8 protein-coding genes are annotated in these 13,341 nt (G+C 74.2%); 5 read left to right on the top strand and 3 right to left on the bottom strand.

Features of this window, described 5'->3' with window-relative positions; translation table 11 throughout:
• The first annotated feature begins 59 nt into the window (after positions 1-59).
• Positions 60-1,553 (top strand): PucR family transcriptional regulator, encoded by a 1,494-nt coding sequence (locus ACFQBR_RS15035; RefSeq protein WP_378553628.1) that lies wholly within the window; start codon positions 60-62, stop codon positions 1,551-1,553.
• Positions 1,554-1,785: 232 nt separating this feature from the next.
• The gene (locus ACFQBR_RS15030) at positions 1,786-3,096 is read left to right on the top strand and encodes an MFS transporter (RefSeq protein ID WP_344176737.1); all 1,311 of its coding nucleotides are present in this window, start codon (positions 1,786-1,788) and stop codon (positions 3,094-3,096) included.
• Positions 3,097-3,184: 88 nt separating this feature from the next.
• On the opposite strand, the gene ACFQBR_RS15025 is transcribed toward ACFQBR_RS15030, so the two are convergent.
• On the bottom strand, positions 3,185-4,063 hold the full coding sequence (locus ACFQBR_RS15025) for an alpha/beta fold hydrolase (RefSeq protein WP_344176735.1): 879 nt from the start codon (positions 4,061-4,063) through the stop codon (positions 3,185-3,187).
• A gap of 229 nt (positions 4,064-4,292) precedes the next feature.
• Between ACFQBR_RS15025 and nhaA the strand changes: the two genes are divergently transcribed.
• The 3 genes from nhaA to ACFQBR_RS15010 all read left to right on the top strand — a co-directional run bounded on the left by nhaA (position 4,293) and on the right by ACFQBR_RS15010 (position 7,761).
• Positions 4,293-5,564 (top strand): Na+/H+ antiporter NhaA, encoded by a 1,272-nt coding sequence (gene nhaA, locus ACFQBR_RS15020; protein ID WP_344176733.1) that lies wholly within the window; start codon positions 4,293-4,295, stop codon positions 5,562-5,564.
• A 303-nt stretch (positions 5,565-5,867) separates the two neighbouring features.
• Entirely contained in the window at positions 5,868-6,071 is a 204-nt protein-coding gene (locus tag ACFQBR_RS15015) for a cold-shock protein (protein ID WP_267947035.1), read from the top strand.
• 253 nt (positions 6,072-6,324) lie between these two features.
• Positions 6,325-7,761, top strand: coding sequence for a DEAD/DEAH box helicase (locus ACFQBR_RS15010; RefSeq protein WP_267947036.1), 1,437 nt, complete (start codon positions 6,325-6,327; stop codon positions 7,759-7,761).
• A 243-nt stretch (positions 7,762-8,004) separates the two neighbouring features.
• On the opposite strand, the gene atzF is transcribed toward ACFQBR_RS15010, so the two are convergent.
• Together atzF and uca are read right to left on the bottom strand one after the other, a co-directional pair.
• Positions 8,005-9,702 (bottom strand): allophanate hydrolase, encoded by a 1,698-nt coding sequence (atzF, locus tag ACFQBR_RS15005; RefSeq protein ID WP_378553624.1) that lies wholly within the window; start codon positions 9,700-9,702, stop codon positions 8,005-8,007.
• Positions 9,702-13,307, bottom strand: coding sequence for an urea carboxylase (gene uca, locus ACFQBR_RS15000; protein WP_344176729.1), 3,606 nt, complete (start codon positions 13,305-13,307; stop codon positions 9,702-9,704). Before uca ends, atzF begins: the two co-directional genes overlap by 1 nt.
• Positions 13,308-13,341: the final 34 nt, after the last annotated feature.

Below are 13,341 nucleotides of genomic sequence, written 5' to 3'. Positions count from 1 at the left end.
ATACCGGCCGAAGGCGCACAATGGTTCCGACCAGTGCGGATCGACCCCCGGAGCGGAACGTGAGCAAGACCGGCCTGACCGTCAAAGCGCTGATGGAGGCACTCGACGGGGCCGTCCACGGGCTCGTCGCCGCTCCCCGGGGGCTCGGCGCGCTCGTGCGGACGGTCGTCGTGGCGGGCGAGGGCGTCCCCGTGCCCGCCGCGTCCCTGGTCGTCGTCCCCGCCGGCGGGTCCGCCCCCGCCGCGCGGGCCGGGCTCCAGGGCGCGAGCGCCGTGGCCGCCCTCGGGGACGACGCCGCCGGCCTCCGGGACCTCGGCCTGCCCGTCCTCTCCGTGGAGCCCTCCGTCGGCCCCGAGGAGTTCGCCGTCCTGGCCCGGTCCGTCCTGGAGGCCGAGGAGACCGAGTCCCGCCACGGCGACCTGTTCTCGCTCGCGCGGACGGTCGCGACGCTGACCGGGGGCCTCGTCAGCATCGAGGACGCCGGGGGGCAGGTCCTCGCCTACTCCGCGTCCGACGAGGGCGCGGACGAGCTGCGCAGGCAGACCATCCTCGGCCGGGGCTGCCCCGAGTCGTTCCTGGCGCACATGCGCGAGTGGGGCGTCAACGAGCGCCTCTGGGCGGGAGAGGTCGTCGAGGTCGCCGAGCGCCCCGACCTCGGCGCCGCCCGGCGCCTCGTCGTGGGCGTACGGGCCGGGGAGCGCGCGCTCGGCACCATATGGGTCCAGGTCGGCGACCGCCCGCTCGCACCCGCCAGCGTCCAGGTGCTGCACGGCGCGGCACGGCTGGCCGCGGTGCACGTCATGCGCGCCAACAGCGGGGCGCGCAGCACGGGGCGGGACACCGAGGAGCTGTCCGTGGGCCTGCTGACCGGCGCCTTCGACACCGACGCGCTCGCCCGCCACCTGGGGGCCGACCCCTCCACCCCGGTCGCGGTGGTCGCCCTCGCCCTGCGCGGCCCGGAGGCCGACCTCCCCTGGCGGCTGGACCAGGCCGCGGAGATCACCTCCGTGTACGCGGCCGCCTACCGCAGGGACGCGCTGGTCATCCCCGCCTGCGGGCTGCTGTACGTCCTGCTCCCCGCGACCACCGGCCGGAGCCCGGCCGCGTGGGCCGGCGAGCTGGTGTCGGTCCTGCGGGACAACCTGGGCACGCCGGTGCAGGCCGCCGTGGCGGGGACCGCCCCGAGGATGCGCGCGGTGCCCTCCCTGAAGAAGGTCGCCAGCCGGACCCTCGACGTCGTCGCGGACCGCCCCGAGCGGCGCGTGACCGAGTTCGATGAGGTCCGCTCCTCCGTGGTGCTGCGCGACCTGTTCGACACCCTCGCCGACATGCCCCGGCTGCGCGACGACCGGCTCGACGCGCTGGACGGCGAGCAGCGCCGCTCGCTGTCCGCGTACCTGGACGCCTTCGGCGACGTGACGGCGGCGGCCGGGAGGCTGCACGTCCACCCCAACACGCTCCGGCACCGGGTCCGGCGGATCTGCGCCCTGACCGGGCTCGACCTGGACGACGCCGACCAGCGGCTCCTCGCGGCGATCACGCTCAGGGCCTGAACGCGGCGCGGCGCATCGCGGTACGGCTCCCGTGCGGTCTCCGCCCGGTCACGGGAGCCGCCCTCCGGCGCTCCCCGGGGACCGGATTGTCGGAACCGACACCGCTGCCCCGCCCATGTCGTCCGTTCTGACAACGGTGGCGCACGCCACCCGGACCTAGGCTCCCGGCCATACTCGCGGACCCTCCCCTCGTCGGCCCGCGAAATCCCCGACCCCGGCAGGAGCTCTGGACATGAGCGCGGACACCACGCAGGCACGGCCACCGAGGGCCAAGGTCCTCATCGCGAGCCTCACCGGCAGCACGATCGAGTGGTTCGACTTCTTCCTCTACGGCACCGCAGCGGCCCTGGTCTTCGACAAGCTGTTCTTCCCCTCGGAGGACCCGCTCGTCTCGCTGATGCTGTCGTACCTGACCTTCTCGCTGACGTTCTTCATCCGTCCGCTGGGCGGCGTGGTCTTCTCGCACATCGGCGACCGGATCGGCCGCAAGAAGACCCTGATCATCACGCTCTCCCTCATGGGCGGCGCCACGATGGGCATCGGCCTGCTGCCCACCTACGACAGCATCGGCGTCCTCGCCCCGGTCCTCCTCGTCGTGCTGCGGATCGTCCAGGGCATGGGCATCGGCGGCGAGTGGGGCGGCGCCCTGCTGCTCGCCTACGAGTACGCGCCCAAGGAGCGCCGCGGCTTCTTCGGCAGCGTCCCGCAGATGGGCATCACCCTGGGCATGCTGCTGGCCAGCCTCGCCCTCACCCTCATGTCCCTGCTGCCCGAGGCCCAGTTCGAGGCGTGGGGGTGGCGGGTGCCGTTCGTCGGCAGCGTCCTGCTGGTGCTCCTGGGCCTGTGGATCCGCTCCGGCATCGACGAGACCCCGTCCTTCCGGAAGGCCAAGGAGGAGGGGAACGTCGCCAAGCTGCCCGTCGTGGAGACCTTCCGCTTCCACTGGCGCGCCGTGCTGGTCGCCGTCGGCGCCAAGGTCGTGGAGACCGCGCCGTTCTACATCTTCGGCACGTTCGTCGTCAGCTACGCCACGGGCACCCTGTCCTTCGACAACACGTCCGCGCTCAACGCCGTGACCGTCGGCGCGATCGTCGCGACGGTGTGCATCCCGCTGTCGGGCCGCCTCTCGGACACCTTCGGCCGCCAGAAGGTCTACCTGGTCGGCGCGGTCCTCCTGGCGCTGTTCGCCGTCCCGTACTTCCTCATGCTGGGCACCGGCAGCGTGGCCATGCTGGTCCTGGCCACCGTGATCGGCCTGGGCGTGTTCTGGGCGCCGGTGACCGCGACCATCGGCACCCTGAGCTCGGAGATCTTCTCCACCCGGGTCCGGTACACGGGCGTCACCCTGGGCTACCAGATCGGCGCAGCCCTCGCGGGCGGCACGGCCCCGCTGATCGCGACCTGGCTCCTGTCCCGGTTCGACGACTCGTGGGTGCCGATCGCCGTCTACCTGGTGTTCACGGCCCTGATCTCCATCGTCGCCGTGTCGCTGGCCCACCGCGCCTCCAAGGCCGAGCTGGAGCGCGCCGGCGAGGCGGTCTGATCCGGCCCCGCTCCGGCGGAGGGGCGGTTCCGCGCACTGCGCGGGGCCGCCCCTCCGCCGTGTCGGGCCGGGGCGCCCGTTCGCGCCCTCAGTCCACCGTCCGCAGCAGCTCCGCGATCCGCTCGGGCTGCTCGTTCATGGCGAGGTGGCCCGCGCCCTCCATGACGACCACGTCGGCGTCCAGGAAGCGCCGGGCCGGTCCGTGCAGGCGCGCCGGGGAGTAGAAGGCGTCGTCGGACCCGGTGGCCACCACGACCGGGGTGTTCTCCCAGGGGCGCAGGCACTCCAGCGGCAGCGGCCCCGGGGCCAGGCTGGTGCGGCAGTGGCGCCCGACCAGCGTCATCCACGGGGCGAAGGGGTGCGTCCCCGACGCGGCGTAGGAGGGACCGCTCATGAAGTTGAGCAGGCGGGTGCTCTTGTCGTCCCGCGGACCGATCATCCACGGCAGGGTGGCGCGCATCAGCTCGGACGTCTTCGCCGCCGAGGTCAGGCCCGCGGGCCCGACCATCACCACGGCGTGGACCAGCGGGGAGGGCTTCGCCGCCAGGGCCACGGCGGAGCCGAGCGAGTGCGTGAGCACGGTGACCGGCCGCTCGGTCAGCAGGGGCAGCACCTCGTCGAACCATGCGCCGTAGGCCGCCGCGCGGTCCGACCTCGGCCGGACCCCGACGCTGAGACCCGGCTGGCCGGGCAGGTCGACGAGGGTGACCGGACGGTCGCGGGCGATGATCCTCGCGGTGTCCACGGACGTCGCCGAGTTGAAGTTGGTCCCGCTGAGGACGAGCACGGGGGTCGCGTCGCCCCCCGGCGCCCGGAAGGCCCGTGTCGGGCCCAGCGCGGTGGCGAGCTCGGGCAGCGACCGGAGGGAGGGCCAACCCGAGATCCGCTGCTCGCACCAGGCGCGGATCGCGCGGGCGCCGGCGGGGGATCGGTAGATGTGGGCGCCGTGAGGGCTGGACTCGGACATCGGACACCTGTTGTTTCCGGATAGGCGACAGCAACCGCCGACCAGTCTTCCCGGCACACCTCCGAAGCACTGTACTCGACGCGTCCCGGCGCGCCCTCCAGGAACGGACACAGGCCTCTGGAGTGGACATTCGCCCCATCTTCGGCGAGCATGGGCGCGGCGCGACGGCGCCTAGGTGTGCCGGGAAGACTGGTCGGCAGTCCCCGACCCATGTCCCGGAAAGCTGCCCATGAGCCTCGACCCGAACCAGTCCATCCCGACCGGAGGACCGCTCTCCCGCTTCGCGGACACCCTGCGCAGCGACACCGTCGGCGGTTTCCTCCTCATCGGCGCGGCGGTCCTCGCCCTCGTGTGGATCAACTCGCCCTTCGGCGGGGCCTACGAGGACCTGCGCGCGATCACCTTCGGCCCCGAGTCGCTGCACCTCGACCTGTCCCTGGAGACCTGGGCGGCCGACGGCCTGCTGGCCGTGTTCTTCTTCGTCGTCGGCAACGAGCTCAAGCAGGAGTTCGTGCACGGCGAGCTGCGCAACCCGCGGAGGGCGATGCTGCCGATCGTCGCCGCGGTCTGCGGCATGGTCGTGCCGGCCGCGATCTACGCGGCGATCAACGCCACCTCCCCGGACACCGTCCAGGGGTGGGGCATCCCGATGGCGACCGACATCGCCTTCGCGGTCGCGATCCTCGCGGTCGTCGGCCGCGGCCTCCCGCCGGCCCTGCGCACGTTCCTGCTGACCCTGGCGATCGTGGACGACCTCGGCGCGGTCGTCGTCATCGCGGTGTTCTACACCTCCGGCATCAACTTCCTCGCGCTGCTCGCCGCCGCCGCGGGCCTGGTGCTGTTCTGGTACCTCCAGCGCGGCAAGGGCCTGGCCGCGAAGCTCAACGCCTCCGCTCTGCCCAACTGGATCGTCTACGTCCCCCTGGCCCTCGTCGTCTGGGGCCTGGTGCACGAGAGCGGTGTGCACGCCACGATCGCCGGTGTGGCGATGGGCCTGCTGATGAGGACCACGAAGCTGCCCGGGGAGGCGCACGACCCCAGCCACGGCGTGGAGCACGTGCTGCGCCCCTGGTCCGCCGGGCTGGCGCTGCCGATCTTCGCGTTCTTCTCCGCGGGCGTGGTGTTCGACGGCGTCGGGGAGGTCCTCACCGACACCGCCGCGATGGGCATCATCGCCGGGCTCGTCGTGGGCAAGGTCGTCGGTATCGCGGGCGGCTCCTGGCTGACCACGAAGCTCACCCGGGCCGAGCTCAACCCGAGCCTGAAGTGGATCGACATCGTCGGCATGTCCCAGCTGGCGGGCATCGGGTTCACCGTGTCCCTGCTGATCACCGAGCTGTCGTTCGCCGACTCCCCGGAGCACCTGGCGCACGCGAAGACGGGCGTACTCCTCGCGTCCCTGGTCGCGACCGTGCTGGCCGCGGTCGTCCTGGGCGCCCGGTCCCGGCACTACAGGCGGCTCATGCGCGCCACGGCCCCCACGGAGACGGCCGGGGAGTGAGCCCGGGCGCCGGTCCCGGCGGGGCCGGCGCCCCACCTGCCACAGCGCGCGGACACCGTCCAACGCCCGCGGCGGGCCGATCGATACCAGCTGCCACCGTGCCTTGACACACACGACAATTCCCGCGACACCGAAACCGGGGTGTGCTAAGTTCATGGAAGTTGCAGTTGTGATTCCCGTTGGATTTTGCGTTGTTCGGCCTTCAGGCTGGGTCTTCTTCAGGGTTCGTTATTCGGGTGGTCATCACGGTGACGGGGAAACCGTCAGATTGCGGTTTTCCTTGCCCAGAACGAAGGAGAAAACATGGCTACCGGTACCGTCAAGTGGTTCAACGGTGACAAGGGCTTCGGCTTCATCGAGCAGGACGGCGGCGGCCCCGACGTCTTCGCCCACTACAGCAACATCCAGGCCACCGGCTTCCGCGAGCTCCAGGAAGGTCAGGCCGTGCAGTTCGACGCCACCCAGGGCCCCAAGGGTCTCCAGGCTGAGAACATCACCCTGCTCTGACTGAGCCCCGCGCTGCAGTCGTGACAGAGGCCCGCCCTACGGGTGCTGGGCCTCTGTCCCTTTTTCATGTTTTTCTGGACCGGTCTTCTGGCCGTCGACTTCCGACAGGCACCGGTCCGCACCACCCCACCCCACAGCGTGTTCTCCGCGTGGGCCGTGGAAACCGCAGAATCTTCCGGCGCACCACCGATGCTCCACGTCGAAGCTCCCAGAGGCTTCCTCGACCGGCACGCGCCGTCGACGAAAGGCTCGTATGAACCATCCGTCCCGCGTGAACGGACAACGGCGCTCCTCCACAGGCGGCGGCCACGGCGGCTCCTTCGGACGCTCCCGGCCCCCCAGGTCCTCCGGCCGCCCCCCGGGCGGCGGCAGGGGCCCCTCCGGCCGTCCGGCCGGCGAGTTCGCCCTCCCCGTCTCCACCACCCCGGCGCTCGACCCCGTGTCCACGTTCCAGGAACTGGACATGCCCGCGCCGCTGAAGTCGACCCTGGCCCGCCAGGGCCTGACGACCCCGTCGGCCATCCAGGCCGCGACCCTGCCCAACTCGCTGGTCGGGCGCGACGTCCTGGGCCGCAGCCAGACCGGCTCCGGCAAGACGCTGGCCTTCGGGCTCGCCCTGCTCGCCCGCCTGGAGGGACGGACCGCGCAGCCCCACCGCCCGCTGGCGCTGGTCCTGGCCCCCACCCGGGAGCTGGCCCAGCAGGTGGCCGACTCGCTGGCGCCCTACGCGCGCTCGCTCAAGCTGAACCTGACCACCGTCGTGGGCGGGATGCCGATCTCCCGCCAGGCCCGGGCCCTGCGCCAGGGCGTGGAACTGGTCGTGGCCACCCCCGGCCGCCTGCGCGACCTGGTCGAGCGGGGCGACTGCGCCCTGGACCAGGTGGACGTGGCGGTCCTGGACGAGGCCGACCAGATGACCGACATGGGGTTCATGCCCCAGGTCACCGCGATCCTCCAGCAGGTGCCGTCCGGCGGGCAGCGGATGCTGTTCTCCGCGACGCTGGACCGCAACGTCGACACGCTGGTCCGCCGCTTCCTGAACGACCCGGTCGTCCACTCGGTGGACCCGACCGCGGGCGCGGTCACCACCATGGAGCACCACGTCCTGCACGTGTCCAACACCGACAAGCAGGCCACGGCGACGCACATCGCCGCCCGCGACGGCCAGGTGATCATGTTCCTCGACACCAAGCACGCCGTGGACAAGATGGCCAAGCACCTGCTCGCCAACGGCGTGCGTGCGGCGGCCCTGCACGGCGGCCGGTCGCAGCCGCAGCGCACCCGGACCCTCAAGCAGTTCAAGGAGGGCACGGTGACCGCGCTGATCGCGACCAACGTGGCGGCCCGGGGCATCCACATCGACGGCCTGGACCTGGTCGTCAACATCGACCCGCCGACCGACCACAAGGACTACCTGCACCGCGGCGGCCGTACCGCCCGCGCGGGCGAGTCCGGCAACGTGGTCACGCTCGTCCTGCCCAGCCAGCGCCGCGAGATGGCGCGGCTGATGAGCCGGGCGCAGATCGAGGCGACGACCGCGCAGGTCAGCTCGCAGGACCCGGAGCTGGCCCGGGTGACCGGCGCCCGCACGCCCTCGGGCGTGCCGGTGACGCTCCCGGCGGAGCCCCGCCAGGAGGCCTCCCGGTCCAACAGGCCCCCGTCGCGGGGCAGGCGGCGCCCGCGCCGCTGATCCGGCGCCCCGGTGTCCCCGGGGCACCGAACCGGCTGAACGAGGAGCGGCCCCCTTCCGTGCGCGGAGGGGGGCCGCTCCCGTGTCCGGGGGACGTCCGGGCACGTGGCCGCCGGGCGGTGGCGCGACCGTCCCGGGCGCGGCGCCCACCGGTCTCCCCCGGTCCCGGGCCCCGAACCCGGGACCCCGGCGTCGGCCCCGTCCGCTCCCGGGAGGTCCGCGAGCGTCCCGCGGCCGGGGCGTTCAGCCCACCAGCGTCTCCAGGTAGGCGAGCCATCCCCCGTGGCGGCTGATGTCCTCCGCCCCCTCGGCCGCCGCCGGGTCGCACCCGAAGCCGACCACCTCACGCCCGTCGGCCAGCGTGACGGAGCCCAGGGACATGGGAGCGGGAAGCCCGGTCAGGAACGCCCCGAGGCCCGCCGGGGAGATCCGCCAGACCTCGCAGCGCACCGACGCCCCTCCCTCCGCCACGCGGAGCAGCCCGGGCTTGGGGGGCGAGGTGGGCAGGGCGACCATCCTGTAGTCGGCGCTGGTCGCGTCCTCCGCGACGAACCGCGCGCCCGCGTCCGTGAGCTGGTGGTGGAGCGGCTGCCCGCGCAGGTGGGCGCCGAACACCGCCAGTTCCGCCCCGGGGCCCGGAAGGACCTCTCCCCGCTCCTCCCCGGTGATGTCGGCCGCCAGGTCCAGGGCCACCTGGTCCTCGAACGCCCGGGTGACGACGCTGACCCCGAACGGGCGCCCGTCGGCGGTCCCCGCCGGGACCGCCACCGCCGCCATGTCGAGCAGGTTCACGAAGTTCGTGTAGGTGCCCAGGCGCGAGTTCGCGCCGACCGGGTCCGCGGCGACCTCCGCGAGCGTGGGGTGGCCGACCGTGGTGGGCAGGAGCAGGGCGTCGAAGCCGGCCAGGAGCGCACGGGCGGTCGCCCTGTAGGCGGCCAGCCGGTGCTGGTCGGCGGCGAGGGCGTGGGCGGGGAGGTTCCCCGCGGCCAGGATGATCCCGGCGACGGTGGGGTCGGCGCCCTCCGGGTGCCCGGCCAGGAACCCGCCGACGGCGGCGTGGCGCTCCGCGACGAGCGCGCCCTCGTAGAGCAGGCGCGCGGCCTCCAGCAGCGGGGCCACGTCCACCTCCACGACCTCCGTCCCGGCCGCGCCCAGGACGTCCGCGGCGGCGCGGAAGGCGGCTCGCTCCGCCCCTCCGAGCGGAGCGAGCCCCTCGGCCGTCGGCACCGCCACCCGCCCGGCCCCGCGCGGGGCGAGCCGCACGTCGGCGGGCCAGTCCCTGCTGAAGGGGTCCCCGGCGTCGGGTCCGGCCATCACGGCCAGGGCCGCGCGCGCCGGGGCCAGGCCGCGGGAGAACACGGTGACGCAGTCGTAGGGGCGCGCGGCCGGGACCACCCCCGTCGACGGCACCAGGCCGAGCGTGGGCTTGAGGCCGACCAGGCCGTGCAGGGCGGCGGGCACGCGCCCCGAGCCGGCCGTGTCGGTGCCCAGGGCGATGTCGGCGATCCCGAGTGCCACGGCCACGGCGGATCCTGAGCTGGATCCGCCGGAGACCCGTTCGGGGTCGAAGGCGTTGCGGACCGCGCCGTAGGGGCTGCGCGTGCCGACCAGCCCGGTGGCGAACTGGTCGAGGTTGGTCTTGCCGAGCACGATCGCGCCGGCGTCCACGAGCCTGCGCACGGCCGGCGCGCTCGCCTCCGGCGTGTAGGCGTAGCCGGGGTGGCCGGCGGTGGTGGGCAGGCCGGCCACGTCGATGTTGTCCTTGACCGCGAGGAGCGTCCCCGCCAGCGGCAGGTCCTCACCCGACGCGAGGCGTCCCTCCAGCGCCTCGGCCTCGGCGGCCGTCTCCCGCTCGGGGCGCAGGGTGATCCATACCTCGGGCCGGTCGGCCCCGGCGATCCTCCGGTAGGCGGAGCGGACGCGGTCGGTGGGGTGGGGCATCAGGCGGGCTCTCCTTGTGTGATGACGGCCAGTGCGCTCCCCGGGTCGAGGTGCTGGCCCGGTGTGACGAGGATGTCCGAGATCCTTCCCGCGCGGGGAGCGCGGACCACGACCTCCAGCTTCATGGCTTCGAGGCGGACCACGGGCTGGCCCTCCTCCACCGTGTCGCCCGGGGCGGCGTCGACCTTCCAGACGGAGGCGGCCAGGGGCGCCTCGACCAGGACCGCGCCGGGCGGCAGGTCGGGCGCGGCGGGGACGGCGGGGTCGGGTTCGGGCCGGTCCTCGAACTCCCCCGCGGCCTCCCAGGCCCGGCGCTCGGCCTCGAACGCCGCCGCCTGGCGGCGCTCGAACGCCCGGATGGATCCGGCGTTCTCGTCGAGGAACCGCTCGTGGTCGGCGAGGACGAACTCGCCCTCGTCGATGTCGAGCGCGTGGCGCCCGGCGAGCAGGTCGGCGCGGACGTCGAGGAGCTCCTCGTGGCCGACCGGGTACCAGCTGATCCGGTCGAAGAAGCGCAGGAGCCAGGGCGTCCCCGGCTCGAACGGCCCGTACTGGCGCAGACCCGACCAGATGGGGACGGTGCGGCCGATGAGCTGGTAGCCGCCCGGGCTCTCCATGCCGTACACGCACAGGTAGGCGCCGCCGATGCCGACCCCCGCCTCGGGGGTCCACGTGCGCGCGGGGCTGTACTTGGTGGTGACGAGCCGGTGCCTGGGGTCGAGCGGGGTGGCGGCCGGCGCGCCCAGGTACACGTCGCCCAGTCCCAGGACCAGGTAGGAGGCGTCGAAGACGATGTCGCGGACCTGGTCGACCGAGTCGAGGCCGTTGACGCGCCGGATGAACTCGATGTTGTCGGGGTTCCAGGGCGCGTCGTCGCGCACCCCCGTGCGGTAGCGGGCGACGGCCTCGTGGACGGACGGGTCGTCGAAGGACAGGGGCAGGCGCAGGGTCCGGCTGGGCACCCTCAGCCGGGAGGTGGGCGGCAGCCCGTCCTCGATCTCCCGGAGGAGGCCGAGGAGGGTGCGCAGCGGGAGCACCGCCGGGTCGGTGTGCAGGTGCAGGGAGCGCACCCCGGGCGTGACGTCCACGATCCCGGCGGGCGCGGCCAGGTCCAGGGCGGCCATGAGGGCGTGGACGCGCAGGCGCAGGCCCAGGTCGAGCTCCATGGGCCCGTACTCGACCAGGACGTTGTCGTGGCCGCCGCGCCGGTAGGTGACCCCGGGCCGGCCGTCGCCCTCCGGGACGCGGGCGAGGACGCCGTCGTCGCCGTCGGAGCCGGTGGCGCGCAGGAGCGGGGCGGCGGCGGGCTCGAAGTGCAGCCGCTCGGCCGCGGCCTCGGTGACCGGGTGGAACCGGACGGTGTCGCCGGGGCGGAGCTGTCCGACCTTCCAGCGGGAGCCGGAGACCACCGTGACCGGGCAGACGAACCCGCCCAGGCTGGGCCCGTCGGGGCCGAGGAGCACGGGGGTGTCGCCGGAGAGGTTGACGGCGCCGACGGAGTAGGCGGTGTCGTGGACGTTGGAGGGGTGCAGGCCCGCCTGGCCGCCGTCCGGTCGGGCCCAGGACTGCTTGGGGCCGGAGAGCCGGACGCCGTTGCGGGCGGACTGGGGGTGCACCTTCCAGTCGGTGGCGTAGAAGGCGTCCAGGCCCTCGCGGGTCAGGAACTCGGGGGCGGCGTGCGGCCCCTCGGACACCTCCACGTCCCAGTGCGCGTTCCCTCCCCTCCGGACCCCGAAGTCGGGACGGTCGGCCTCCGGGACCGGACGGGCCTCCGGCGCCCCCGCCGGGACGGGCGCGGGGCGCAGGACGTCGCCCGGGAGCAGGGCGCGTCCGCTGTGGCCGCCGTACTCCCCCGCGGTGAACGTGGACGTGCTGCCCAGGTACTCGGGCACGTCCAGCCCCCCTCTGAACAGCACGTACGTGCGCATGCCGGGGCCGCGGGCGGGACCCACCGCGAGCACGCCGCCGGCGGGGACCGCCACCGGCTCCCACCGGGCGACCGGCTCCCCGTCCACGGTGACGTCGGCGGGCGCCCCGGTGACGCACACGGTGGCCGGGGAGGAGAACCGCAGGGTCGGGCCCTCGATGGTGCACTCCAGGCCGGGCGCCCCCTCCGGGTTGCCCAGGGCGCGGTTGCCCAGTCTCAGCGACAGGTCGTCCATGGCCCCCGAGGGCGGGACGCCGACCTGCCAGTAGCCCGTGCGGCCGGGGAAGTCCTGGACGGTGGTGAGGGTCCCGGCCCGCTCCACCTCGATACGGGGCTCCGGGTCGCCGACCTCCGCACAGGTGGCCGTGGTGTGCGCGACCGCGCGGACGCCGACGTGCCCGGCCAGGGCGCGCAGCAGACCCAGGTTGGTCTGGAGCCCGTCGACGCGCACCTCCGCGAGGGCACGGCCGAGCCGGGCGAGGGCGTCGGCTCGGTCGGAGCCGCGCACGACGACCTTGGCGAGCAGGGGGTCGTAGTCGCTGGTGACGCGCTGGCCCGGCTCGATCCAGCCGTCCACCCGCACCCCGGGAGGGGTCTCGAAGCGGGTGACGAGCCCGGAGCTGGGCCGGAAGCCGTGGGCGGGGTCCTCCGCGTAGACGCGGGCCTCGACGGCGTGCCCGGTGCGCGGCGGCCCCTCCGGGGGCACGTCCGCGAGGACGTCCTCGCCCCGGGCCAGGCGCAGCATCCACGCGACCAGGTCGACGCCGGTGATCTCCTCGGTCACGGGGTGCTCGACCTGGAGCCGGGTGTTGACCTCCAGGAAGGAGGCCTCGCCCCGCTCGGTGTCGTAGACGAACTCCACCGTCCCGGCGCTGCGGTAGGAGATCCCCGCGCACAGCTCGCGGGCGGTGCGGTGGAGCTCGGCGCGCAGGGCGTCGGGGAGGTCCGGCGCGGGGGCCTCCTCCACGACCTTCTGGTTGCGGCGCTGGAGGGAGCAGTCGCGGTCCCCCAGGGTGACGACGTTGCCGCGGCCGTCGCCGAACACCTGGACCTCGACGTGGCGGGCGCGGGACACGAACCGCTCCACGAACACGCCGCCGCCGCCGAAGTGGGTGGCGGCCGTCCGGCCGACCTCGTCGAAGGCGGCGCGCAGGGCCTCCTCGTCGGCGCAGGGACGCAGGCCGATCCCGCCGCCGCCCGAGGTGGACTTGAGGATGACCGGGTAGCCGATGCGCTCCGCCGCCGCGGCCGCCTGCTCCACGTCGGGCAGGGTCTCGCTGCCGGCGACCATGGGCAGGCCGGCGGCGGCCGCGGCCTTGCGGGCGGTGTGCTTGTCCCCGAACTCCTCCAGGTGGCGGGGCTCGGGACCGACGAACACCAGCCCGGCGGCCTCCACGGCGTGGGCGAACGCGGCGCTCTCGGACAGGAAGCCGTAGCCGGGGTGGACGGCCCCGGCCCCGGTCGCCGCGGCGGCCGCCAGGACGCGGCCGGCGTCGAGGTAGCTCTCGGCGGCCGGGGCCGGCCCGAGCCGCACGGCCTCGTCGGCGAGCCGGGTGTGCGGGGCGCCCGCGTCGGCGTCGGAGTACACCGCGACGGTGCGCAGGCCGAGTTCGCGGGCGGAGCGGATGATACGGCAGGCGATCTCGCCCCGGTTGGCGACGAGCACGGAGTCGAACACGCTGGCTCTCCTTGGTCCGGTGGTCTGTGCGGCG

The sequence above is a fragment of the Nocardiopsis tropica genome (assembly GCF_042660575.1).
Taxonomy (GTDB): Bacteria; Actinomycetota; Actinomycetes; order Streptosporangiales; family Streptosporangiaceae; genus Nocardiopsis; species Nocardiopsis tropica.
The sequence above is the reverse complement of the archived record's forward strand: the minus strand, read 5'-3'. Positions and strand labels throughout refer to the sequence as shown.